The organism is Priestia sp. 40, from assembly GCF_049368575.1.
In the GTDB taxonomy this organism is placed as follows: Bacteria; Bacillota; Bacilli; order Bacillales; family Bacillaceae_H; genus Priestia; species Priestia zanthoxyli.
The window spans coordinates 115063-138887 of record NZ_JBMPZA010000022.1 but is presented as its reverse complement, the minus strand read 5'-3'; the positions used below and the strand labels follow the sequence as shown (position 1 = coordinate 138887).

At 33.5% G+C, this 23825-nt stretch carries 31 protein-coding genes and 1 riboswitch; of the genes, 15 read left to right on the top strand and 16 right to left on the bottom strand.

All coding sequences use genetic code 11. The features are described from left to right. Positions 1 to 508: 508 nt before the first annotated feature. Positions 509 to 721 (top strand): hypothetical protein, encoded by a 213-nt coding sequence (locus tag ACO1DI_RS23295; protein ID WP_228307853.1) that lies wholly within the window; start codon positions 509 to 511, stop codon positions 719 to 721. A 287-nt stretch (positions 722 to 1008) separates the two neighbouring features. Here the strand turns inward: ACO1DI_RS23295 and ACO1DI_RS23290 are convergent, their stop codons facing one another. After that, positions 1009 to 1278 (bottom strand): CPCC family cysteine-rich protein, encoded by a 270-nt coding sequence (locus ACO1DI_RS23290; protein ID WP_228307852.1) that lies wholly within the window; start codon positions 1276 to 1278, stop codon positions 1009 to 1011. 231 nt (positions 1279 to 1509) lie between these two features. On the opposite strand from ACO1DI_RS23290, the gene ACO1DI_RS23285 reads away from it, so the two are divergent. The 4 genes from ACO1DI_RS23285 to ACO1DI_RS23270 all read left to right on the top strand — a co-directional run bounded on the left by ACO1DI_RS23285 (position 1510) and on the right by ACO1DI_RS23270 (position 5259). Further along, on the top strand, positions 1510 to 1920 hold the full coding sequence (locus ACO1DI_RS23285) for a thiol-disulfide oxidoreductase DCC family protein (protein ID WP_047752068.1): 411 nt from the start codon (positions 1510 to 1512) through the stop codon (positions 1918 to 1920). Between the two features lie 83 nt (positions 1921 to 2003). Continuing rightward, complete coding sequence (locus ACO1DI_RS23280) at positions 2004 to 2402, top strand: hypothetical protein (RefSeq protein ID WP_423145644.1); 399 nt, start codon at positions 2004 to 2006, stop codon at positions 2400 to 2402. A 337-nt stretch (positions 2403 to 2739) separates the two neighbouring features. Further along, on the top strand, positions 2740 to 3633 hold the full coding sequence (locus ACO1DI_RS23275) for an EamA family transporter (RefSeq protein ID WP_423145643.1): 894 nt from the start codon (positions 2740 to 2742) through the stop codon (positions 3631 to 3633). 201 nt (positions 3634 to 3834) lie between these two features. Then, a complete protein-coding gene (locus tag ACO1DI_RS23270) occupies positions 3835 to 5259 on the top strand; it encodes a spore germination protein (RefSeq protein WP_053001515.1) in 1425 nt (474 codons plus the stop codon). Between the two features lie 465 nt (positions 5260 to 5724). Here ACO1DI_RS23270 and ACO1DI_RS23265 read toward each other — a convergent pair whose 3' ends face one another. Together ACO1DI_RS23265 and ACO1DI_RS23260 are read right to left on the bottom strand one after the other, a co-directional pair. After that, the gene (locus ACO1DI_RS23265) at positions 5725 to 7044 is read right to left on the bottom strand and encodes a hemolysin family protein (protein ID WP_228307850.1); all 1320 of its coding nucleotides are present in this window, start codon (positions 7042 to 7044) and stop codon (positions 5725 to 5727) included. A 78-nt stretch (positions 7045 to 7122) separates the two neighbouring features. Further along, positions 7123 to 7353, bottom strand: coding sequence for a hypothetical protein (locus ACO1DI_RS23260; protein WP_098113898.1), 231 nt, complete (start codon positions 7351 to 7353; stop codon positions 7123 to 7125). Positions 7354 to 7530: 177 nt separating this feature from the next. Between ACO1DI_RS23260 and ACO1DI_RS23255 the strand changes: the two genes are divergently transcribed. After that, positions 7531 to 7722 (top strand): hypothetical protein, encoded by a 192-nt coding sequence (locus tag ACO1DI_RS23255; protein ID WP_057240453.1) that lies wholly within the window; start codon positions 7531 to 7533, stop codon positions 7720 to 7722. A gap of 107 nt (positions 7723 to 7829) precedes the next feature. Here the strand turns inward: ACO1DI_RS23255 and ACO1DI_RS23250 are convergent, their stop codons facing one another. Together ACO1DI_RS23250 and ACO1DI_RS23245 are read right to left on the bottom strand one after the other, a co-directional pair. Continuing rightward, the gene (locus ACO1DI_RS23250) at positions 7830 to 8231 is read right to left on the bottom strand and encodes a hypothetical protein (protein WP_168760822.1); all 402 of its coding nucleotides are present in this window, start codon (positions 8229 to 8231) and stop codon (positions 7830 to 7832) included. Continuing rightward, positions 8231 to 8437, bottom strand: a complete 207-nt coding sequence (locus ACO1DI_RS23245; protein ID WP_228307849.1) for a helix-turn-helix transcriptional regulator — start codon at positions 8435 to 8437, stop codon at positions 8231 to 8233. Before ACO1DI_RS23245 ends, ACO1DI_RS23250 begins: the two co-directional genes overlap by 1 nt. 329 nt (positions 8438 to 8766) lie before the next feature. On the opposite strand from ACO1DI_RS23245, the gene ACO1DI_RS23240 reads away from it, so the two are divergent. Then, positions 8767 to 8994, top strand: a complete 228-nt coding sequence (locus ACO1DI_RS23240) for a helix-turn-helix transcriptional regulator (protein ID WP_137739057.1) — start codon at positions 8767 to 8769, stop codon at positions 8992 to 8994. A 1-nt stretch (position 8995) separates the two neighbouring features. Then, positions 8996 to 9346 carry a DUF2178 domain-containing protein gene (locus ACO1DI_RS23235; protein ID WP_137739058.1) on the top strand — a complete coding sequence of 117 codons (351 nt, stop codon included), beginning with the start codon at positions 8996 to 8998 and terminating at the stop codon, positions 9344 to 9346. Between the two features lie 123 nt (positions 9347 to 9469). Here ACO1DI_RS23235 and ACO1DI_RS23230 read toward each other — a convergent pair whose 3' ends face one another. Then, a complete protein-coding gene (locus ACO1DI_RS23230; protein WP_228307848.1) occupies positions 9470 to 10636 on the bottom strand; it encodes a phosphoribosylaminoimidazolecarboxamide formyltransferase in 1167 nt (388 codons plus the stop codon). Between the two features lie 48 nt (positions 10637 to 10684). Then, a riboswitch (ZMP/ZTP riboswitch) is annotated at positions 10685 to 10763 on the bottom strand. Positions 10764 to 11040: 277 nt separating this feature from the next. Here ACO1DI_RS23230 and ACO1DI_RS23225 point away from each other — a divergent pair. Both ACO1DI_RS23225 and ACO1DI_RS23220 read left to right on the top strand, forming a co-directional pair. Next, the gene (locus ACO1DI_RS23225) at positions 11041 to 12030 is read left to right on the top strand and encodes a ketoacyl-ACP synthase III (protein WP_228307847.1); all 990 of its coding nucleotides are present in this window, start codon (positions 11041 to 11043) and stop codon (positions 12028 to 12030) included. A gap of 64 nt (positions 12031 to 12094) precedes the next feature. Next, a complete protein-coding gene (locus ACO1DI_RS23220) occupies positions 12095 to 12628 on the top strand; it encodes a lysophospholipid acyltransferase family protein (protein ID WP_423145642.1) in 534 nt (177 codons plus the stop codon). A gap of 240 nt (positions 12629 to 12868) precedes the next feature. Here ACO1DI_RS23220 and coaD read toward each other — a convergent pair whose 3' ends face one another. Continuing rightward, positions 12869 to 13354, bottom strand: a complete 486-nt coding sequence (coaD, locus tag ACO1DI_RS23215; protein ID WP_216876807.1) for a pantetheine-phosphate adenylyltransferase — start codon at positions 13352 to 13354, stop codon at positions 12869 to 12871. A gap of 496 nt (positions 13355 to 13850) precedes the next feature. Here coaD and ACO1DI_RS23210 point away from each other — a divergent pair, with 496 nt between their 5' ends. Further along, on the top strand, positions 13851 to 14039 hold the full coding sequence (locus ACO1DI_RS23210) for an IDEAL domain-containing protein (protein WP_228307803.1): 189 nt from the start codon (positions 13851 to 13853) through the stop codon (positions 14037 to 14039). 293 nt (positions 14040 to 14332) lie between these two features. On the opposite strand, the gene ACO1DI_RS23205 is transcribed toward ACO1DI_RS23210, so the two are convergent. Then, complete coding sequence (locus ACO1DI_RS23205) at positions 14333 to 14542, bottom strand: hypothetical protein (RefSeq protein WP_228307804.1); 210 nt, start codon at positions 14540 to 14542, stop codon at positions 14333 to 14335. A 460-nt stretch (positions 14543 to 15002) separates the two neighbouring features. On the opposite strand from ACO1DI_RS23205, the gene ACO1DI_RS23200 reads away from it, so the two are divergent. Both ACO1DI_RS23200 and ACO1DI_RS23195 read left to right on the top strand, forming a co-directional pair. Beyond that, on the top strand, positions 15003 to 15302 hold the full coding sequence (locus ACO1DI_RS23200) for a general stress protein (RefSeq protein WP_228307805.1): 300 nt from the start codon (positions 15003 to 15005) through the stop codon (positions 15300 to 15302). Positions 15303 to 15898: 596 nt separating this feature from the next. Beyond that, positions 15899 to 16069: a hypothetical protein gene (locus ACO1DI_RS23195; protein WP_228307806.1), complete on the top strand. Its 171-nt coding sequence runs from the start codon at positions 15899 to 15901 to the stop codon at positions 16067 to 16069. Between the two features lie 575 nt (positions 16070 to 16644). Here the strand turns inward: ACO1DI_RS23195 and ACO1DI_RS23190 are convergent. From ACO1DI_RS23190 to ACO1DI_RS23155, 8 genes are all read right to left on the bottom strand, one after another. Beyond that, on the bottom strand, positions 16645 to 16929 hold the full coding sequence (locus ACO1DI_RS23190) for a HesB/IscA family protein (protein ID WP_047751966.1): 285 nt from the start codon (positions 16927 to 16929) through the stop codon (positions 16645 to 16647). A 34-nt stretch (positions 16930 to 16963) separates the two neighbouring features. Next, positions 16964 to 17392 (bottom strand): protein-tyrosine phosphatase family protein, encoded by a 429-nt coding sequence (locus ACO1DI_RS23185; RefSeq protein WP_228307807.1) that lies wholly within the window; start codon positions 17390 to 17392, stop codon positions 16964 to 16966. Positions 17393 to 17456: 64 nt separating this feature from the next. Then, positions 17457 to 19229, bottom strand: coding sequence for an arsenical pump-driving ATPase (arsA, locus tag ACO1DI_RS23180; RefSeq protein WP_423145641.1), 1773 nt, complete (start codon positions 19227 to 19229; stop codon positions 17457 to 17459). 13 nt (positions 19230 to 19242) lie between these two features. Continuing rightward, entirely contained in the window at positions 19243 to 19611 is a 369-nt protein-coding gene (gene arsD, locus ACO1DI_RS23175; protein WP_047751969.1) for an arsenite efflux transporter metallochaperone ArsD, read from the bottom strand. A gap of 117 nt (positions 19612 to 19728) precedes the next feature. Then, positions 19729 to 20151, bottom strand: coding sequence for an arsenate reductase (thioredoxin) (gene arsC, locus ACO1DI_RS23170; protein ID WP_047751970.1), 423 nt, complete (start codon positions 20149 to 20151; stop codon positions 19729 to 19731). A 23-nt stretch (positions 20152 to 20174) separates the two neighbouring features. Next, positions 20175 to 21473 carry an arsenical efflux pump membrane protein ArsB gene (locus ACO1DI_RS23165; RefSeq protein ID WP_047751971.1) on the bottom strand — a complete coding sequence of 433 codons (1299 nt, stop codon included), beginning with the start codon at positions 21471 to 21473 and terminating at the stop codon, positions 20175 to 20177. 15 nt (positions 21474 to 21488) lie between these two features. Next, positions 21489 to 21839, bottom strand: a complete 351-nt coding sequence (locus ACO1DI_RS23160; protein ID WP_195694661.1) for an ArsR/SmtB family transcription factor — start codon at positions 21837 to 21839, stop codon at positions 21489 to 21491. 256 nt (positions 21840 to 22095) lie between these two features. Further along, complete coding sequence (locus tag ACO1DI_RS23155) at positions 22096 to 22584, bottom strand: arsinothricin resistance N-acetyltransferase ArsN1 family A (protein WP_228307809.1); 489 nt, start codon at positions 22582 to 22584, stop codon at positions 22096 to 22098. Positions 22585 to 22959: 375 nt separating this feature from the next. Here ACO1DI_RS23155 and ACO1DI_RS23150 point away from each other — a divergent pair, with 375 nt between their 5' ends. Together ACO1DI_RS23150 and ACO1DI_RS23145 are read left to right on the top strand one after the other, a co-directional pair. Continuing rightward, positions 22960 to 23253: an ArsR/SmtB family transcription factor gene (locus ACO1DI_RS23150; protein WP_228307884.1), complete on the top strand. Its 294-nt coding sequence runs from the start codon at positions 22960 to 22962 to the stop codon at positions 23251 to 23253. Between the two features lie 79 nt (positions 23254 to 23332). Further along, complete coding sequence (locus ACO1DI_RS23145) at positions 23333 to 23761, top strand: ArsI/CadI family heavy metal resistance metalloenzyme (protein ID WP_047751976.1); 429 nt, start codon at positions 23333 to 23335, stop codon at positions 23759 to 23761. The last annotated feature ends 64 nt before the right edge of the window (positions 23762 to 23825 follow it).

The window sequence follows — 23825 nt, the reverse complement described above, 5'->3', positions numbered from 1 at the left end:
ATTACATTTTAAGATAGATAACAACATTAAGCTCACGAATATTTAACGTTACTATATTTTTAACATGCAGTTAACTAACAATACAAAAACAATTTATTTTATACAAAGGAGTAAATATATAAACTAACTTATAAAGAATAAAGTTTTATCATTTGCACTTAGTGACGACAAATAGATACTTTGTCGTCACTTAAAGTAAATAGTAAAACCTTAATAATAAATGAAATACTTTACTATTTACACAACAGATTATAATAGTTAGAAGAAGTTATTTAGTTAAATTATATCCGGTTATGAGATTTTTTTAAAAGATATGGGTATATGAATCTACAAATCTGGCCAGAATAATAACGTATTCCCCCTATTCCAATAAATTTGAAAACCCTTTGCCTCGTAGGCAAAGGATTCTTTTTTATACAGATGTTTCTTGAGATAAAAAACCTGGCAAATAAACTTCCTTTAATTATAATTAATGGTAAAATAATGAATATAAAAGGAGGGCAGTAAATTGAAAAAGAATGTGACAATCACTCTTACAGCAATTGTACTAATAGGGGCAGCAACTTTTTACTTTGTTACATTTTTTGCATATACCCCGTCTGATAAATTCTCCGGTTTCCCTGTACCTAAAAATACACAGTTAGTAAAAGAAAACGAACGTGTAGACATGTATGATTGGTCTAAAGCTTCTGAAGAAAATGGGATACCATCAAGGATATAAATTAGTAATTAAATCAAAAGGATGGCAGGGGAAAGATCGAGAAGGAGCCTCTACTTATTATGAAAAAGGAAATAAAAAAATTGATTTAATATCTCAAACGAATGAATTAACCCTAATTAAAGATAAAAATTAAACATAAGTTAACTAAAATGAACTAGCCTTCAGGTGTTAGACACAGCTCAACGCCTGGAGGCTAGTTCACGAACAGTATTCTTATCTACTTTTAATCAGCGTATGATACACGCTTTTAGTTAACATAAAACGGATTCTAGGATAAGTAAGTGAAATTATAAAGGTTTCCATTGCGAATCTTTTATATCAAATTTATTTGGGCTTCTTACAAATTTTAAACTTTCTTCATCACAGGCCCCATACTTTACAAAGTTTTGTTGTGCTTGTCTTAATGATATAACATTTGCTCCACCCTCAAAGTCAGGATCTTGAAATTGCACGCTATCATCTTCCCAAAAGCATATTTCACAAATATCAAAGGTATCTGGTGGTTCTTCATCTAGTGTTTTGTATCCGCAGCAAGGGCACGTATAATTACCATTCATAAACTAACTAACCTCATTTCATAATCCTATATACGTAAGTTACCATAATGTGAGTTCTAGGCACTCTTAATAAAAAAATGAAGCTCATCTAACAAAATTGTAAGCCCGTCTTACATTATTGTTAGATGAGCTTCATTAAATCTCGTATTATAATTATTTGTAGAAAATATTTACAATTAACTAAAGGGATGAAATATATTGAAGGTAAAAAAAGACAATCAACCTATTATTATGTTTGATGGTATATGTAACGTATGTAATCATTGGGTCCAATTTGTGATAAAAAGAGATCCTAAAGGCATATTTAAATTTTTGTCCCTTCAATCGGATTTAGCACGTTCATTAATAATAAATCACAATCCGAATAATACGCAATTGGATTCCATTATCTTAATTGACAAAGGTCAAATATATACGGAATCTACAGCAATCTTACATATCATAAATAAGCTTACCGGACCTATAAGGTTTTTCATTCTCTTTTGGATAATACCTAAAAAAATCCGAGATAGAGTGTACCGTTTTATTGCAAAGAATCGATATCGATTCTTTGGGAAAAAAGAAAGTTGTCTCGTCCCTAGCAAAGAAATACAAAATAGGTTTATTAAAACGAAAATAGAAAGTGGGAAAATCAATGAATAGAAGTACATTTCTAAAAAAGCTTAGAATGACAATTATCACTACATTTAGATGGTCTTTAGCATTAACTTTCTTGATTTACGGCATTGCCAAAATCTATCCAGGCCAGTTTTCTACTGGCGACTTTATATATGACTCGAACAAAGGACTCAGCAATGCAATTAGCTTGGCACTTCTTTGGATATTCGGATACATATAATCTTTTTATTGCTTTTGGAGAAATAACAGCAGCCTTATTATTAGTAATTCCAAAGACAGCAACTTTAGGAAACATTATTTATTTACCTATCACAGTAAATATTACTATTCTTGATTTTTGTTTTGAGATACCAGCTCGTTCTGTTACCACATTGTTAACCTGTATGAGTATAGCTTTACTTTTCTTTGAATATAAAAAATTAAAAAGAGTATTTTTTGAATCTCCAGTAACAGCTGAAACGTCTATCCAAACAGGCCTTATGAAAAAGAAGGTGAACATACAATGATTGTGCTACCTATTATATTGGTCAGCTTAGGAATTTCTGCTTTTTACTATTTTATTCTTAAAAAAGAAGCTTGAAATGAATACAATATACAGACCCAGTTAACATAAAAGGTATTACCGGGAATTATTGTTCTTCCATCGTCTCCTCTAAATTTCAGCTTGATACTTAGGAGTGGGGATTCTATAATATAAATTATTAAAATAACTAAAATAACTAAAAGCTGTAAAAGTCTGTTTACAGCAGGTGGATTTTTCGTTTAAATTTATTCTTTTACTTTTCGCCACCCATCTCCTATAGGAGATGGGTGGCTTTATTGTGTTTTAGGAAGGGTTTTATAATGAAAATTTTGAACTATGCTTTACTTGTTTTTCTGGGTGGTTGTTCTTATGGAGTGGTATCAACGTTTGTTAAATTAGGGTACAGTGAGGGGTTTAGACTAAGTGAAGTGACAGGAAGTCAATACTTCTTTGGTGCTATTATGTTGTGGGCTATTGCAATCTTTGTTCCAAAGAAACGTTTGAAAGGTAAACAATGGCTTACTTTGGCCATAGGAGGCATACCGATGGGACTAACGGGTATTTTTTATAATCAAGCACTTGGTTATATTAATGCCTCATTTGCTATCATTCTTCTACTGCAATTTACATGGATAAGTATGATTTTGCAATATGTCTTTACGAAAGAAGCACCAAGTCGAAAAAGCTTAATCTCAACGATAATTATTCTTTTCGGTTCTGTCCTTGCTTCTGGATTTTTGCAAACTGGCATCATTTTTTCTTTAGCTGGGATAGGCTGGGGGATACTTGCTGCTGTCTCCTTTTCTTCTTTTATTTTTATAAGTGGAAACACCAATATACCTGTGCATCCTATTTATAAAAGCGCTATTATGACAACTGGAGCGTCATTGCTTATATTTATTTCGCTACCACCAGTATTTCTTATAAACGGTGCGCTTACAGATGGGCTATTTATGTATGGGCTTCTTACAGGATTCTTCGGTTCACTTGTTCCACCTATTTTATTTAATATTGGCATGCCTAAAGTAGGGGGAAGCTTGGGCACCATTCTAAGTGCATCAGAGTTACCAATGGCTGTAATTATGTCTACAATTGTTCTCCACGAAACCGTCACCTTCCTTCAATGGGTCGGTGTAATCATCATTCTAGGTGGAATTGCTTTTCCAAACATTCAGAGTCATAAGACCACCCATTTAATAAAGAAAAACGTATAACTTACTATTCCTATAATTAAAAAGTTACCTTTCTAAACAATCTATTTTGGCAAAGGACAGTTTTTCTACTTAATGATATATAATGTTCCATTCTAGCTGATATTAGGTAAGAGTTTTATTTTCTTAACGACTATATACACCGCATAATAATGGTTGAATATGCACAAATTAAACAATAAAACTAATTTAAAGGTGAATATAATGTCTTCTTCATTAAATAAATCTTCTCAAAATATTTCAAAGAGAATTGAAAGACAATTTAAAATCACAAGCGATTTTGAGAAAAGGACGATTTTAAAAGATAAAATTACACTATTTTATTTAAATACAATTGTAGATAAAGACCAGATACAAAAATATATTATTGAACCTTTACAGCAATCATGGGAAACGGTTAATGAAGATAATCCATCTATCCAGCAAATAAAGACTGTTGTTAATTCTGCTTCTCTGAAAGAAACTCAGTCTGTTGAAGAGATTCAGGATGCTTTGGTTAAAGGAAATGCCTTTCTTCTTATAAAGGGAGAAATAAGTGGATTGCTTATACCTACAACTAAATGGATAGAGCGAGGGTTAGAAGAAACATTAGGAGAACGGGCGATAAGAGGACCAGCAGTAGGTTTCACTGAAAACCTAACTACCAATATAAATATAATACGACGTATTATTCAGACACCCCAATTAATCATTGATACAAAGCCCTATGGCACACATTTAAAAACAGATATATCTATTATTTATATGAAACACTTGGTGGATCAATCTATTTTGCAAGAAGTACAGCATCGAATCTCTAAGATAGATGTAGACTACATACTAGCTTCAAGAATAGTCGAGGATGCTATTGAAGGAAAGCCTAAAACTTTTGTTAACCTTGTTATGACAAAAGAACGTGTGGACACAACCACTTCATCTCTCTTAGAAGGAAAAGTGATTGTATTAGTAGATGGGTCTCCTTATTCAATCATAGCTCCGAGTTTATTTGTCGATTTCTTTCAATCCCCAGATGATTTTCATTTGAAGACTGGACGTTTGGTCAATCGATTTATTCGATATTTTGGCTTTATCAGTTCAATTCTTATCCCTGGTATTTATGTGGGTCTAGAAAAATTCCATAGTGATACATACAGTAAAAAAATCCAAAAAGATTTATTTAACCATGGAGAATTATTACCTACGTTTTGGGAAATAGCCATTTTACTTATTTTATTTCGCATATTAATTGATATAGGCACACGTGCTCCCAAAGGAACGGTTATCATTATCACATTGTTAGCAACTATTGTTATTGGGGAAATGTCTGTTTCAGCTAAACTTATCCATCCTGCAAGCCTCGTAGTAACAGGACTGAGTGTGTATCTATCTACTTTAGTTATTTATCGCGGACAAACCGGGATAGGTTCATTACGATTTTTATATTTTTTCACTTGCTATTACTTTGATTTGCCAATTATTATGCTTGTTTCAACTATTGTTATTCTATACCTTGTACAGTTAAAATCAGTAGGTGTACCATATTTGTCACCCCTTATTCCCTTTAGGTGTGATGAATTTCAAGATATATTCGTCCGTGGAAATTTACGCAAACTCCAAAGAAAGTCTCATGAATTTCCAAATGTTGAATAAGCCAAACATAAATTTTTAACGTTTTGAACAAACTATGCATGACGCCGTGAGGTATCATAGAATGATCCTTCAATCCTTACGAGGAGAGAAAAAGCTACTGATCCCTGTTCAGTAGCTTTTTCTATTTTTAACCTGTATACGATATGAATAGTTAATTTACATAATCACTCTTTCCGGAACACACGACAAAAAGAACCCCTTGCGGCGCAAGAGGTTTAAGATAATATGACGAGTTACTTTATACAGCTTTTTATACATCCTTGATATTACGGCGTTTACTCAATACCCAAGTGGGAGGAGGATGTATAAAAATTGCACGTTTTATAAATATGAAAAATATAGTAATTGTGGTAAATATATGATACTATTTACTTGCGGTGCTATGCTATGCATTCTTCAACGAGTATGAATGACAAAAAGCAACCTCTTTCCAATGCCATGGGATATGAGGTTGCTTTTTATTTACTATTTAGCTAAGCTCAAAGAATGCTGTTTATTTGCTACCTCGATGGTTTGAATATTTCGCCCATCAAGTTCTCTCACAGTAAACTCAAAATCATTATACACAAGGACTTCATTTAACCTAACGTCTATTTTCTGAGATAAGATCCATCCACCTATCGTATCGACCTCATCAGTTTCAATGTTCGTTCCCATTAGTGTGTTTACGTCTCTTACTAATACTTTTCCATTAAAAACATAGTGACGTTCACCGATTTTTTGCCTATCGAGCACTTCATCAGAATCAAATTCATCATGGATTTCCCCTACGATTTCTTCTAAAATATCTTCAACGGTTACTAAACCAGCTGTTCCTCCATATTCATCAAGTAAGACTGCTATGTGGATACGTTCCTTTTGCATCTTTCTTAATAGCTTATTGATAGAGTACGATTCAAGGACTTGAATCACAGGTTTAACGTAATGGCTAATGAGTTGGTCCCGTAATGTGTCATCAAATGCAACATCGCTTAAGATTTCTTTTATATTTACCATTCCTATGATTTGGTCTTTATCTCCATCATTTGTCACAGGGTAACGAGTATACTGCTCCAATGCAGCCATTTCTAAAAATGCACCAATCGTGTGATGTTCAGAGATTGTTATCATCTCAGTTCGTGGAATCATGATTTCTTTCGCCAGACGTTCATCAAATTCAAAAATATTGTTTACGTACTTTAGCTCACTCTGATTAATAGCACCACTCTTATAGCTCTCAGCCAGCAGGAGACGAAGTTCCTCTTCTGAATGGGCCAATTCGTGCTCTGAAGCAGGTTTTAACCCAAACATTCCAACCAGTATTCGTGCAGAACCATTTAAAATCCAGATAAACGGATACATGATTTTATAAAACCAGATGATGGGCGCTGAAAATAACAATGTGACAGCTTCTGCTTTCTGTATTGAAAATGTCTTAGGTGCTAATTCACCTACCACCACATGAAGATAGGTCATCACAATAAAGGCAATACCAAATGATAAAAGGTGCGTAATGGACTCATTTAAATCGAATCTCATAAAAACAGGACTTAGCAATCTTTCTACCGTAGGTTCACCAAGCACACCTAATCCCATCGCTGTTACTGTAATACCTAGTTGACAAGCAGATAAATATTCGTCTAAGTGCGTAATGACTTTTTTAGCAGAAACAGCACCTTTTTTACCTTCAGCTACAAGTTGATCAATCTTAGAGCTTCGTACTTTTACAATCGCAAATTCTGTGGCTACAAAGAAACCAGTCAATCCAATTAGTATTGCTACCAATAACAAGTTAATTATGTCCAATTAGTTGTCTTACCTAAGTAAGACTTACACCTCCAATAGATTTAATGACAAATACATTATGTAGAAACATCTAGCTATCTAAACTTCTTTTAAAATGACTCGTTGTAAAGGAACACCGCCCATGCTTATTGTTTTTTCAGATAACATATATTTCTGATGATCAACTAGCAAGGTGTGAGTATCAATAACTTCACAGGTCGTTCCTTTGTTCTGAAAATGTTTTACTACAGCTTTCTTTAAATCAGTTAGGTTGTAGTATCTTTCTTCAAAATCAATGACAATTTTCTTTTTTCCAAATAGCCCAAACATCCAAATCCCCTCCCATATGCTTATACGCTTTATCTGTATAAAAGTTCCATATATTTTCATATATTTCATTTATATATGTTTAATTGAAATTAATATAGCAGATATTCTAGATGTTTTTTGTTATTTATTGTTAATTTTGGTATATTATTTAATAAATAAAAAAATGGAGGATAAAAAATGAGTTTGCTAATAGTAGGGATCATTATTATTTTGTCGGTCGTTGCAGACTATTTTATTTTCGATTACGACGATAAAAGATGGGGATGGCTAAAAGGATATTCTAAGCCTGTAAGAATAGGGATTATCAGTTGTTACTTAGTTATTTCATTTACTATTTACTTTGCTTTAAGCCTTAAATATATCTCTTAAGGTTTAAAGGCTTTTTTTATTTATATTCCATACATTTCTAGTTAGCATAAAACTGTCTATAAGAACTAAAAAGCCTAGAAACATAGTGTTTCTAGGCTTTTTAAACATTATCTATAACGTCTGGCAGAAAAGAATTGAACAATTGGAAAGATAACCAATGCCAGACATAAAGCTGCAAACAAAGAGATATTTCCAAAATCATTTTTTCTGACAAAAACAATACGATCTAAAATCCAAAGAATGAAAAGACCTATAGTTAAGATATGATAGCTTCTTTTAGCACTCATCGTAGCAATTTTCTTACCCATCTCATCTTTTTGAATTTGTCGATCAAATCCCCACGTAGCAAGTTGACATAAAGTAGTGATAACCAAAACTATTGCTATAACTCCCGTTACACCTAATCTAACTCCATCTTTAAAATCTGTTATATAAATCGTATATAATGCAAAAGCGCAGCTTAGTAAAATAATAGCAGCCCATACATAATTGTTTTTTACATTTCTCATTATAAATTCCCCCTGTTTTTGTATAAAAATAATTCGTCTACACTAACATTTAAATTTCCTGCTAACTGAAATGCTAGCTCTAAGCTCGGATCGTACTTGTTATTTTCAATCGCATTAATCGTTTGTCTCGATACACTGCAAGCATTAGCTAGCGCTTCTTGAGATAACTTTTTAGATTTCCTTATTTCTTTGATTCGATTATCCATACTTATCAACCCACCTCTAAAATGTAAAAAACATTTTACATTTATAGTATATGGTAATATTTTCATTATGTCAAACATCTTTTACAAAATATCTACTTTTTTATGTATATCGCAAACAAATTTAGTTAACATAATATGCTATAGACAGTGAGAAAGAATTTATATTGTTTATTAAAAATGTAAAAAGGGATAGACTCCTCGCTAAGAGTCTAACCCTTTTTATTATCATAAATTGTATAATAATATTTATCTTTTGTATAAGTTTACTTTACCTTTATATAAGTTTGTTGTATTATTTATTTGTAGTCAAAAAAAGGAAGGTGATTACATTGAAAGAAAAAAATGGTGACTACGTTGAAAATAAAGTGTATGAGCACCGAGTTTTAAAAAGAATGTCTCAAAAAGAATTGGCTGACGCTGTAGGGGTGTCCAAACAAACCATATATGTGATGGAGAAAAATAATTATTCTCCTTCTCTCGTTTTAGCTTTTCGAATAGCTAATTTTTTCGATGTAGATGTTAACGATATTTTTAATTATGTGAGAGGAAGTGACTGAAATGGTAACTGACAAAATAGAAAAGGCCATTTTCAATCCTTTGAAAGCCTGGACAGAACAATCGAATAGTAACTGGAATATGCTGATTGGTATTGGACTTTTATCGCTTATAGTCGCAATAATTTTGGTATACGTATTTCAAAAAAAATTGGGTATGAGTGTATCTGACGAAAGAACGAACCAAATAAATTTAAAAAGTGCCCTTATTATGTTGTGTGGAATCATTTTATGCGACCTCATTTTCCCAAAAGATTATATGTGGCAAATTTTCTTCTTATTTAAATATTCCCTCGCATTCCTTGCTGCAGGTATATATCTTGCTGTTAGATATAAAAAGGATTTCTTAAACTAAAGAACTTTGTACACGATATTCAGAATTAGTTAACATATTGTGCCTTATCGGAAACAGTATAAAAGAGCCCGTCCCTTTATGAGATCTTGGCTCTTTTGGTTTGATTATATATTAATTCATAGCTTAATGGTGAAATATACGTATACCTGAATGTGCCATGATCATTCCATATTCATTTGCTGCCTCTGTAACCTGTTCATCTCGTAAAGAATTGCCTGTTTGAACCACATATTTAACACCACTCTGAGCCGCACGATCTATATTGTCACGAAACGGTAAAAAGGCATCAGATGCATAAGAAACGTCTTTTAATCTTTTTAACCATTCTTGTTTTTCACTTTTACTTAGCCTAGCAGGGATCTCTTTAAAACACTGTTTCCATTGTTCATTTTCTACTTCAGTAATATCATCATGCAACCATCCATCAATTGCATTATTCACTTCTACACGAGAAATGCCTTCTCTAAACTTCATATTAAGTGCTCTTGGATGTTGTCTTAACCACCATTTATCAGCTTTTTCAGCTGCCAACCTCGTACAATGAATACGGGACTGCTGCCCGGCACCAATCCCAATTGTTTGGCCATCTAAGGCGAAACAAATAGAGTTTGATTGTGTATATTTTAATGTAATAAGAGCGACAAGAAGGTCCCTCTTTGCATGATCAGGAATATCAGATTGAGTCGTAACAATATGATTAAAAACTTCCTTTCCAATCTGTATATCATTTCTTTGTTGTTCTAGAGTAATGCCAAATACCGTTCTTTTTTCAATTGGATCAGGCACATGGTTTGGGTCAATCTCTAAAATTAGATATTTTCCTTTCTTTTTCTGTTTCAAAATCTCTAATGCTTCTTGGGTGTAGCTTGGTGCAACAATCATATCAGAAACCTCTGTTTTGAGGAGAGTAGCTACAGTTACATCTACTTCATCACTAAAAGCAGCACAATCTCCAAATGAAGACATCCTATCTGTCCCACGCGCTCTTGCATAAGCAATCGCTAAAGGAGACAGGTCTAGGCCTTCAACAAAATAGGATTCAGTAAGTGTCTCATTTAGTGGAGAGTACACAGCTGCACCTGCTGGACTTACGTGTTTAAAAGATGCAGCTGCAGGTTGATCAGTAGCCTGTCGAAGCTCCCGAACCAGTTGAAAAGCGTTTAATGCATCTAGAAAGTTAATATAACTCGCTTCTCCATTTAAGATTTTAATAGGCGTGTTCTCAGCATTCTGAACGTTAGCTTTACTTTGATTTGGATTCATCCCGTATCGTAAACCAATTTCTTTCACTTGAAAATCTCCTTTCCAAATAAAAAAAGTATTTGAACTCATGTTCAAATACTTTGCCCAGGCGTACGGCCGTTATCTATGTGCTTCCTCATGGTTCTCCATGTTTACGCCAGTAACACATAGTCTGTTTTATAAGAAAATTTTACATAATAAAAGTAATTTTAACAATACCTTTATCCAAATTTTTCTTTTTTAATTATATATCATACACAAATTTAATTTACACAACAGGTATTATAATAAGCAAAAACCCTTTAAAATCAATAGTTTTAAAGGGTTTTTATTTTTATTATTAGATCTAAATAAACCAAATTTACATTTTTTTCATATAATTTCATTGACTTTATTAGTACCTAGTACTAATATCTATTTATATATCTTAGTAATAAAGAAGGGTGAATATAATGAAATCAACTGCACGTATTACAGCAATAGGTACATACGTACCAGAAAAAAGACTTACAAATGACGATTTAGAACGAATTGTAGATACTAACGACGAATGGATCGTGAAACGAACTGGCATGAGGGAAAGAAGAATTGCCGATGAAAATGAATATTCTTCTGACCTAGCTATTAAAGCAATTGAAAACTTAGTAGAGCAGTATCAAAAAGAGTTAAAGGATATAGGGTGTATCGTTGTCTCAACTACAACACCCGACTATGCATTTCCAAGTGTAGCAGCCCAAATACAAGATTACTTTGATATTCCTACAACTGGGGCGCTAGACTTTAATGCTACCTGTGCGGGCTTTACATACGGATTACACATGGCAAACGCCTTTATTACATCTGGACTTCATGATAAAGTCTTAGTCGTAACTGCAGAAACGTTAACAAAGGTTACAGATTATACAGATCGCACTACCTGTGTTCTATTTGGAGATGGAGCTGCAGCTGTTTTGGTCGAAAGTGATGCAGAGCGCCCAAGTTTTATTGCTACGCATATTGGTACAAATGGAAAGGGAGGTAAACATGTATACCGCACCAATATATCTACTACCATGCATGGACAACCTTTGAGTTCGAGTGGCAAGATGGTGCAAAACGGAAGAGAAGTATATAAGTGGGCATCTCGAACAATTCCTTTAGGTATGGCTGAATTGCTAGGACAAGCAAATCTACAAAAGAGTGAAGTAAATTGGTTCGTTCCACACAGTGCCAATTTACGAATGGTTGAGTCTATATGTGAAAGATCAGAGTTTCCGGTTGAGAAGACATTAACTAGTGTCGAGTACATGGGAAACACTTCTTCCGTTTCCATTCCTCTAGCACTACAAATAGGGATAAACGAAGGGAAATTAAAAGATGGAGACGTTCTCTTACTCTATGGATTTGGAGGAGGCCTTACCCACGCAGGTCATATTATTAAATGGGATTTAGGTAAGGAGTAAATAATCAATGTATACCTTTGCAACAAGATTTCTACAGCTTATACTATTTTTAATGAACGGGAGAATGAAAACAGTAAACAAAGAAAAACTTCCTCAAAATGAGCCGTTTATTGTTGTTTGTACGCATAAAAGCTGGATTGATGTAGTGTGTTTAGGAATAGCATTATATCCGACTCCTATTCACTTTATGGCTAAGAAAGAGTTATTTAATAAGATTTTTATCAAAAAGCTTTTAAAAAAATTAAATGCATTTCCTGTAGATCGAAGTAAACCTGGACCCAGTGTCTTAAAAATACCTTTGCAATTGCTAAAAAAGAAACAAGTAGTTGGGATCTTTCCAAGTGGAACAAGAAACTCAGAAGAGAAAGCATTAAAAAATGGAGCTATTCATATTGCTTCAAGGGGAAGTGTTCCTATTATACCAGCAGTATATGTAGGGCCTCATACCATAAAAGACTTATTAGGAAGAAAAAGAAGGTTTATCATTTTAGGTGATGCTATTCATGTGCCTAAAATGAATAAAGATAAAGAAGCTGTTATAGAAGCAACAAATGCATTGATCTCAAAAGTATTTAAAGAATTAAAGAGTAATAGTTAAAAAGAGAAAATGTAATTAGGATCAAGAGCTTTATGACTAATGAGAAGGGAATAATTTTCTATACATACAATCTAAACAAAGATGATTCACATGACAACACAAAAAGATCCTACATCAAAATGATGTAGGGTCTTTTCATTTACTACTATAAATAGAGTATGTTCATAAAAATATAGGAAAGGACACCTTTCTATTAAAAAAAGCACCCTTACCCAAAGATAATATGTGCGTGTACATTATTTATCCTTGGTAACATGGAACTTTCAATAAAAGTGCTTTTTCAACGTGCTCTGGAATATAACTGCTCAACCTTCCACCGTTAGAATAGATTTCCTTTACCATGCTTGAACTAAGAAAAGAATATTTTTCTTCTGAATGAATAAAGAATGTTTCAGCTTCTTTATATAGATTTTTATTTGTTAACGCCATCTGGGCTTCATACCCATAATCAGTCACAGTTCTCAAGCCTTTAATAATCGCTCTATAATTGTGTTCTTTCATATAATCTACAAGCAATCCTTCAAATGTATCAACTTTGACTTTTTTATTATCTTTAAATGATTGTTCAATTAGCTGTCTTCTCTCTTCGGTAGAAAATAAATATTGTTTCTTAGAATTCACCAAACCAGCAACTAAAATTTCATCAAAGAATTCACTGGCTCTATTTATAATATCAATGTGTCCATTTGTAATTGGGTCAAAGCTCCCTGGATATATAGCCTTCATTTAATCACCTCACTTATTATTACTAATCATTTTGTTAGCAATAATAATTACTTTAAACATCTTGTAATAGATTTGAATATCTTGTCCGTAAAAGTATATGTTTACGAACTTTTCTCTTATATAGAAAACCTGTCATTTTCATCGTTCGGTTAAGTTTGAAAATAAATGACGAACGTCTTCTAAAAACTATACACCTTTATGAACGTTTCTGATAGGAAAATAAATTAAGCTAATGGTTTGCCATTGTTAAACATGACTGGCAGAACCTATATTCTTAAAAGTTAGTTTGTAGATCTCCTTCAACAAATAAATAAAACAGTTTTTGTGCTCGCTTTAGGGTTTATAAGTATGAAATAACAATCAGAATAACAAAAGGATTATCAATACATGGGGTAAATATATTCATTATTTCACTTTATCTATCAATCTCGTATAAATAACGTCAAAAAGGTTAATAATGTTTAAAAAGGAGAAAAGATAAAGGGGTTGATTTTTAATGGAAAATAATGTACTTAAAAACATTGATCCAAGTTTACGTGATGAAATGCTGGCTGAATTGTTTTTGGATCAAACGATGAACGATTTCAAAAGAAGTAAGATCCTTAAGGAAATAGACCAGTCTTTAAAAAATAAAGATAAACAAGCTTTTTTACGTTTAACAGAGGAACTTAAATCTGTATCTTAATAAAAACGATGTAATATATAAGAAATTCATTAAAAATAAGCCTTCTTTTTTAAAGACTGAGGCTTCTTTTTATTTCACATTTATATATATCTTTTTATAATAAATTAAACTTATAATGAGAGAACCTATTAGTTCCAGTACGAAAATGCTCGTAAGTCTCTTGTCAAAAATTAATTACTAATTACTTAATACTTGAATTGTAATTAAAAAGCAGGTCTGATCCAAAGATAAAATCTGCTAAAAAATCAAAAAGAGATAATGAAAACATCGTGATTTACTCAATGATTCATTAATTAAAGGAAGAATGCAATTCTCACTAGGTCTATTCCCCAGAACTTCTCTTTAATATTATTGTATTTATTTCCTTCTGCAATATGAGCTTTCCGGAAATTTAATTGATATAAGGTAATTAACATCCAAACAGTGATGCCAGTTAGGCCAGCAATCCATACTAAAATTAGAAAAACAGTGTTAGCAGCAATGATAAAAATACTTACGACCATGCTAAAGAGCACCCCTGTTATCCGAATACATGGGTGCTCTCCTATAATAAAATTTGTATGACAACCTTTCAATCAATATGTTATAATTACTAGTAGACCTAACCTTTCTTATACTTTCGCAAAGTATAACTCAAAATCAAAAAAAGTCACCTCACTCTCCAATGCCAATAGAATGAGGTGCTTTTTATTTTATAGTGTCGTTTAATCTTCCTCCGGCATCTTAATTAAAATAGTGATAGCTACTGCTGTCAGAAATATAGCCTCTAAAATTATCAATAGATTTGTACTCATATCTCCCATCTACCCTTCTACTCTAATCCCTATAATTTCATTGTAACAAAGGAAATAAGTGAATAGAACAAAAAATGAAAGCGTTTTATTTAAGTGTTTTATCATGTTAAGGATGGAATTAAACGTGAAAATAAGTTTTCGTTTAATTAAAATTTAAGGAGATGGGAAAATGGGAACAAGAAAAGGAGTTGCAGGGACTTTTCATTCAGAGCAAGAAGCGATACATGCAATTAAGGTGTTAAAACATCAGGGGTATCGTGAAACAGATATATTAGTAGTAGCAAAGGATAGCAATAATACTTTACAGTTAGGGACTGAAACGAATGTAATGATAGAAGCTGGAACACCAGCTGTAAGTTCGTTGGCAGGTGTGATGATGGACAGCTTTCTTACCATGATGACAGGTGGAATGCTTTCTACTACCCAAGCTGGTGGCCTAACTTCAAAACTTTACTGCAAAACGGTGTGAAATAGATGTAAAGGAAGGGAAAATCCTTGTTCTAATTGATGTGGATGAAACTCAAACAATTCCTTCACATACTAAGGTTAGGGAGTCGCCATACGAGACGGAGGGGCACAGGTCAGTGCAACTTCTCCTGTTATTAAAGAGATTGAAGAGGTTGCAACCTCAGTAAACAATCAGAAACCAGAAAGTCAAATTAAAGACACGAATATTACGACTTCTGAAAAAGGAAAAAACAATGAGAAATCAACAAACAAGCAAAAGAAATAAGTATATCTTCTTTATAGTTTATAGTAGAGAGAATAATTAGGAATATTTAAGGAAGGGCTGCCTAACTGTATTGGCAGCTTTTTTATTGCTCTTTAAATTAACATAAGTAATATTTCTAAAATCAAAAAAGAACCAAAATGACTCATTAAAATGAGCATAAACAGGCAATAAAATAAAAGAAATTACTTTCATTACTAAGGGTCATTTCTTTTATTCCTAAAAGTCCTGGAGGTTATATTAAATTCCAACAGGTATTCTCACTAAATTCTAGAAATATTAATTATTAAAATTCCGTATAAATATTTCCAATTATGATAAAAGCAGGTGATTAAATGGAACGAAAGAAGTTTATTGAACACATTGATAAGTTAATGGAACAATCTGATGCGTGGAGAAAGGATGCAGAGAAAAGGGAAGACTTGAACAGTGCATGTTTTTACCAAGGCGAGGTCAAAGCTTATGAGAGAGTAAAGAGATTGGTTAATCAGCAGTTACATGCATAAATAAAAATTACAACCCTAACTCAGAAATGAGGAAGGTTTGCCTTATTTCTTTTTCTAGTTTACATAAGATAAATTCTAGAAACCAATTTATTTCAGGAGAAAGGGGGCATTTTATGGTCCAATATAATAGTAAGTGCATAGAGTTAGTTTATAGATAGAGTAAAATCGTTTGAGTGTCTTAGACTGCGCTTTTTTATATCTCAATTTTTTAAGAATACTTTTGAAATTGAGATATAAAAAATTTAAATTTATATTAAAACCCACAATTTTGCCTGTCTACTCATAGAAATAAAAAGAAACTATACAGCAGCAGGTGATCATTAGATGTTTATAAAATATATGCTCTTCTTTATATGTTGGAACGTGGCTTAGTCGCGTATATTTTTCATCAACTGAATGGGAGATCTAAAGTTGTATCAAAAATTGAAGTAGAACGTAATGAGAATTACTGGCAGCATAACGAATTGTATCTTCTAGGTCCTAAAAAGAAGTAAACAAAGGTAAATAAAAAAGAGAAGATTTTAACCTTCTCTTTTTACCACATATATTCTACAGTTTTAAAGTTAATTATTTAATTAACAACAGCTGTTATCCATTCCTACCAAAACAAATCCTGCACCTTGAGGACCTTCTTGAACATCAAGTGTAAGCCCTTGAGTTGTAGATAGTACTGTATTTTCAATAGCTACTTGAATACCGTTAATTTCTTGGACTGTATCATCCTCAGTAGGTTCGTCCAATGATAAACCGACTTGAGGTCCACAGCATCCAGCACCTTCAGAGTAAAAACGAATGCCTTTAGCTCCTTGTTCAGCGAATACATCTTCTAACATCTTTTTAGCTCCATCTGTGATATTCATCTAATCTCTCCCTATCTTCAATTATATTTATTGGTTAAGCTTCTGGAAATAAACGTTGAAGTGAAGCTTTCATTTCAGGTTTTACATTAATTTTAGCACGAGCTGCTTTTGCTTTTTCTTCGGCTTCTGCAATGGAATCAGCTTCTCTAAGTGCTAACAGAGTTCCAATTGCAATCGTACCAGTACGATTACTTCCTCCTGCACAATGGAAGTAAATCTTCTTCCCTTCCTTGTACGATTTTATTACTTCATTAATTGCATTTTCAATAGATTCATCTTGGTTTTCTGCATCATCTACAATTGGCGTATGAACACGTACTTCTGGAGCATCATGTTCTAATGATTCTGCACGTAAGTCATAAATCACATCTACTTTATCATTTTTCATTATTTCTTTTACATCAGCTGCACCACCAATAAAAATACGATTGTCAATTAATGATTGATAATTTTTGTTATTCATGTTGTCCACCTCTATAATTTTAATGTCTGAATCATTATTAAAACAGGTTACTTCCCACTTTGAATTATTGAATATACTCTTTGACTTTTTCGTAACCGATTTTCTCTTCTGGTTGCCAGGGAATAATAGCACAATTAGATGTTAATTCATTCTTTATTTTCTTAATCCATGCTTTTTCAGCTTGTGATCTTCCCTTTAAAATAGCATCCTTTGTATCTGTTGCGTACAGACTTTGGTTGATAACCCACCATTTTGGCGTAATTTCAGCACGTTTCAAGTCTTCCTGAAGACGATTCGCTTCTAATACTGGCGTTGCTTCTGCAAGAGTTACAATAACTACACTCGTTTCTTTTGGATTACGTAAACGTGGCAGTAACGTTTTAACGCTTTCTGGAACCTCTCCTGTAGCTTCTTCCAATTCTTTATGATAAGACTCGCTAGCATCAAGTAAAAGCAACGTATGACCAGTTGGTGCTGTATCAATGACTACAATTTCATCATTTGACTTAGCTACCACATCCGCAAAAGCTCGAAACACAGCAATTTCTTCTGTACATGGTGAATTTAAGTCTTCTTGAATATAAGCAATGCCATCTTCATCAAGTTCCTCACTAGCTTTTGTAAGTACTTCTTTTTTATAAGCATCTACTTCAGCTTTAGGGTCAATTCGACTGATGCTTAGTAATTCCTTTGCTTCACTATTACTAAAAATAAAATCTAAATGGGCTGCAGGATCTGTGGTAGTTAAATGAACACGATGGCCTTTTTCAACTAGTCCTACTGCAATGGCAGATGCTACTGTTGTTTTACCAACACCGCCTTTACCCATTGTGAAAATAACTTTTGTTCCATTTTTAGAGAAGTCTTCTACAACATCTTTAAACTCGGTTAACTTTTCTGGAGAAAGCTCTACATTTTTAATTTCGGTTTCTGGTAATGTCTCTGATTTAAACAAACGACGTAAATGATTAATACCCGTTAAAGGGTAAGATACGTAAGGCACTGAATACATAACCATTTGTTGAAGTTCTTCTGGCACTTTCTTTAATGATTCTTGTTGTCGAGTATAAAAAGCAGTAGATATTTCATCGCCTTGTACATATTGACTCATTAACCCATTCACAATTAAGTTTTGATTTAAAATGCCAATATCTTTTAATTCTTTTGAAGCTCTATTTGCCTCTTCTAGAGAAGAAACATCGGGCCGAGCCACTAACATTAAAGTCGTCTGATCCGGATTTGATAAAGCTTCTACCGTTTTTGCGTATAAACCTCTCTTTTCATCTAGACCTGATAAAGGCCCTAAACAAGAAGCTCCATGTGTACTTTCATCTAAGAAACCAGTCCATGCACTTGGCAATTGTAACAAGCGAAGTGTATGCCCTGTTGGCGCTGTATCAAAAAGAATATAATCAAACTGGTTGACCATTTCTTCATTAGCAAGTAAATTTGTAAACTCATCAAATGCAGCAATCTCTACCGTACAAGCTCCAGATAATTGTTCTTCCATAGTAGAAACAACAGCATCAGGGAGTTTTCCACGATAAGGTCCTACGACTTTCTCACGGTATGTTTTTGCTGCTTCTTCAGGGTCCAGGTTACAAGCATATAAATTTTTCACCATCGGTATCTCAATTGGCTCGTTTCTCAAGTCAATTTCAAATACATCTTGTAAATTTGAAGCAGGATCTGTACTAACAATCAGTACTTTATGACCGTTATCTGCTAACGAAACAGCTACAGCACATGCTATGGATGTTTTGCCAACACCGCCTTTACCTGTAAAAAATAAAAAGGGTGTTTGAACCATTTTTTCGGGTTGAAAAGATTTGAACATTTCTTTTACCTCCCTATTTTGGATTATTAATATTTAATTTGATCGACATGCGTGGTTTTTCGCTCTTTAATTCTTCAGTTTTAACACCAAACCATTCAGCAAATTCTTCATTGGTTGGGTAGCTTCCAGTTTTCTCTACTTCACCATCCACTAATACTACTGGTAAAGCATCTGGACCTTTACTCATAAGAATCTTATTAACTGCTACTTGATCAACGAACTTATTTGGTTCGCTTGTTAAGTTATAACGTGTGATATCGAACCCTTTTTTCTCCAAGGCGAATACGGCTGAAGCCACCCTTGTTAATTCAGGATCAACACTAGGACCACAAACACCTGTTGAACAACACATAGCTGGATCAAAAATCTCTACTTTCTTCATAATTTCATCTCCCTTTATGTAGACTATACCTTTTTAAAAGTAGTTTATAATAATATACTTATATAAAAGATAAAGGATATGCCGAGAGAAACTCTCCCGGCTATTTAATTTTAATGATTATTTACCTGTTTCAGCAAAACGGTGAATACGCTCTCCGATTTCATCACGTACACGTTGGAAGAATGCCCATTTCTCTTCATCTGTTCCTTCTGCTTTTGCTGGATCATCAAATCCCCAGTGTTCACGTTTTACATGAGGAGGCGTTACTGGGCAGTGATCTGCTGCGTGACCACATAACGTGACGACTAAATCCGCATTATTTAAAATTTCAGGATCAATAACATCAGATGTTTGATTCGAAATATCAATGCCTGCTTCTTTCATCGCTTTGACAGCATTGGGGTTTAGCCCATGTGCTTCCAGACCTGCACTGCGTACATCCCATTCTTCATTATTTAGATGTTTTTTTGCCCAACCTTCTGCCATTTGGCTACGGCAAGAGTTACCTGTACATAAGAAATAAAGTGTTTTTTTAGACATGTGTCAAATCTCCTTTAGAAATGTTATGAAATAATAAGTAACCAAATATATAAACCAACAAGTGTAATAAACAGTGTTGGAATGGTTAAAATGATACCTGTTTTGAAATAGGTTCCCCATGAGATTTTCACGCCTTTTGTAGAAAGAACATGAAGCCATAAGAGTGTGGCAAGAGAACCGATTGGCGTGATTTTCGGACCTAAATCTGATCCAATAACATTGGCGTAAATAAGTGCTTCTTTAATCGTCCCTGTTGTATGTGTTGCGTCTATCGCAAGGGCATCAATCATAACGGTTGGCATATTGTTCATGATGGATGAAAGAATGGCTGCAATAAATCCCATGCCAATGGTTGCTGCAAACAGGCCTTGATCGGCTGTTGCTTGAATCACATCGGCTAGCACTTCTGTTAGACCAACATTACGTAAACCGTATACCACGACATACATACCGATGGAGAAAAAGACAATGGCCCACGGTGCTCCTTTTAATACTGTTTTTGTTTCCACTGCTGGACTTGTTCTTGCTATTCCTAAGAAGAAAACAGCAATAATTCCTGCAATGAGAGATACCGGAATATCGAAAAATTCACCAACAAAGTAACCAAGGACTAGAATAACGAGTACTATCCCAGATAATCGGAACATCTTTTCATCTTTAATCGCATCGACTGGTTTCTGTAAATCCGCAACATTGTACTTCTTAGGAATACTTTTGCGGAAGTATAGATATAAAACAATAATGCTTGAGAAGAGTGCGAACAAATCTGGCACAATCATACGTGATGCAAACTCAGAAAATCGAATACCAAAAAAATCAGCTGATACGATATTAACTAAGTTACTAACCACAAGTGGTAATGACGTTGTATCTGCAATAAATCCACTTGCAATTATAAATGGAAAGACCATTTTATCTTCAAACTTTAATGCGCGAACCATTGCCAGTACAATCGGCGTTAAAATTAAGGCTGCTCCATCATTCGCAAATAAGGCTGCAACAACGGCTCCAAGTAGCGAAACATATACAAACATACGAACACCATTGCCACCTGCAGCTCTTGCCATATGCAATGCTGCCCATTCAAAGAAACCAATTTCATCTAAAATTAAGGAAATAATAATAACTGCGATAAATGTGAGGGTCGCATTCCATACGATGCTTGTTACATCCAGAACATCTTGAAAATCAACGACTCCTGCCAGCAAAGCCAGGACGGCTCCCCCACAGGCTGACCAACCTATAGATAGGTTTTTAGGTTGCCAAATAACAAAAACTAATGTCACTAAAAAGATCAGTGACGCCAGGACAACTGATGTCAATTTTTAAACCTCCAATTACTCACAACAACTAATACGTAAGCCCTGTTTTTCTAATTCAGTTAAACGTTCATCTTGACTTGGTAATGAAGCAAGCAAACTGATTATAAAATCGTGATTTTCATGTGCTTCGTTAAGAGAATAAAAAATCCATTGTCCTTTTCGTTTTTCCTTCACTAAACCAATATCTTTTAACTTGCGTAAATGCTGACTAATGGATGGCTGACTAGCCTTGTAGATTTCTACTAATTCGCAAACACAGCATTCATTTGTTTGTAAAAGCTTCATCATTGATAGGCGCGTTTTATCACCCAACAATTTTAGAATTTGAGCTGCTTTTTCAATTTCAACTACTGTTTTCACACCCACGTACATACACCTCCTAGTTAACTAGAATTAATATATAATAATTTGCTTATATGTTTATATGTATTAATATACTTGCTTTTTAAAACATTTACAACCCTTTTGATTAAATAAGTTAGATCAGTCCCATCTTGTTATCATGCACCCATCTAACTGTTCACTTATATATAAAGAAATTCATGTAATAATTAACCTTCACATCAACTTCTACTTATATGTGAAAAATCCCCCAAGATTATTCCTTAGAGGATTTTACGAATTATTTAAGGATTTTCTCCATTGCCATCACATCTACATGCTGATCGTCTAATATTCCTTGTTCATAAAAAACGCCAACTTCTCGAAACCCCAAACTACGGTATAGTTTCTGACCTGCTTCATTAAAAGGAAAAGTCGAGAGAACTAGCTTATGAAAATTATTTTTCTTTGCGATAATTTCTAAGGTGTGCAATAAAGCTTTTCCAATCCCCTTTCCTCGACTCTCACGTTGAATATAGACGGATACATCAGCTACGCCATTATATGCACAACGATGAGAATAGGGATTTAAAGAAGCCCATCCGTCTATTTCTCCTTCTCTTTCGGCCACAATAACCTCATACCGATCATTGCGATGATACAACCATTCTTTTATGTAAGGTAAATCCTTTACATCTTCCTCTAAAGTAGCAATTCTGTCTTCAATTCCTTCGTTATAAATACTTAAAACTTGTGGTAAATCCTCTTCTTTCATGATTCGAACATTCATAAAACTCCCCCTATCTTAAGTCTTTAATTATTATATCAATTTTTTTTGATGTATTAATTGATTTCTGTAATTTTTTTGATATGATTAATACATCAAGAAATTTTGATTCATTCAATGTGAGGTTAAAATATGAGAATTAACAATTCAGGAAACCTATCTGTAGAGTATTTTCATGCTTATTTCCGATTAGTCGTCAATACACAAAATATAGACAAAAACGAAGCTAAAACCCTTATATTCAAACGTTTTTTTCATGATGATCCAATGTTACGCGGAAAAACTACGTATACAAATTTTGAAAAAGCATACAATACATTTACCTATTAAATCAAAAAAAGTTGATTAAGGAGAAGAGTAATGGATACAGTAAAAGATATGAAGCAAACATTTGAACAATACGAACAAAAGTTTAAAGCTCTTGCGGATCAAAAAAGACTAGAAATTATGCATGAGCTTTGTCAACGAGGTCAAACATGTGTGTGTGATTTAACTGAATTCTTTGGTATATCCCAGTCAAAACTATCCTATCACTTGAAGATTTTATTGGATGCTAACTTGATTACAAAAGAAAAAAAGGGAACTTGGAATTACTATGATCTAAACAACGAAGAGCTAAATCATTCATTGTCTGAGGAGCTACGTTGTTTATTTAAAAATGAAAAAGGATAATTTTATCCTTATTTTTTACCGGATATATCAATTTTTTTTGATTTAACGTAGTGCTTATATTACTAAGGAGGAATTTTAAATGAAATATGTTCATGTAGGAATTAACGTAACGAATTTAGACCAATCGATTGAGTTCTATCAAAAGGTATTTGGCATAAAACCTGAGAAGATAAAAGAAGACTATGCGAAATTTCTATTAGATGAACCAGGACTTAACTTTACTCTAAACGTACGTGATGAGGTAAACGGGAACCAAGTCAACCACTTTGGATTCCAAGTTAATGATGCAGAAGAAGTAATTGCTCATAAAGAACGATTAGAGAAAGAAGGATTCTTTGCTCGTGAGGAGATGGATACAACTTGTTGTTATGCTGTTCAAGATAAATTTTGGGTAACAGATCCGGACGGAAATGAATGGGAATTCTTTTACACTAAAGCAAATAGTGATGTTCATAAAATCAGCTCCAATGTAGGGCCAAATGAAAAAGCCCCTAAAACTTGTTGTTAAATGAAAAGCCTGCCTCTTCAAGGAGACAGGCTTTTTTTGAATCTCTAACATGTTCTTCTACTTC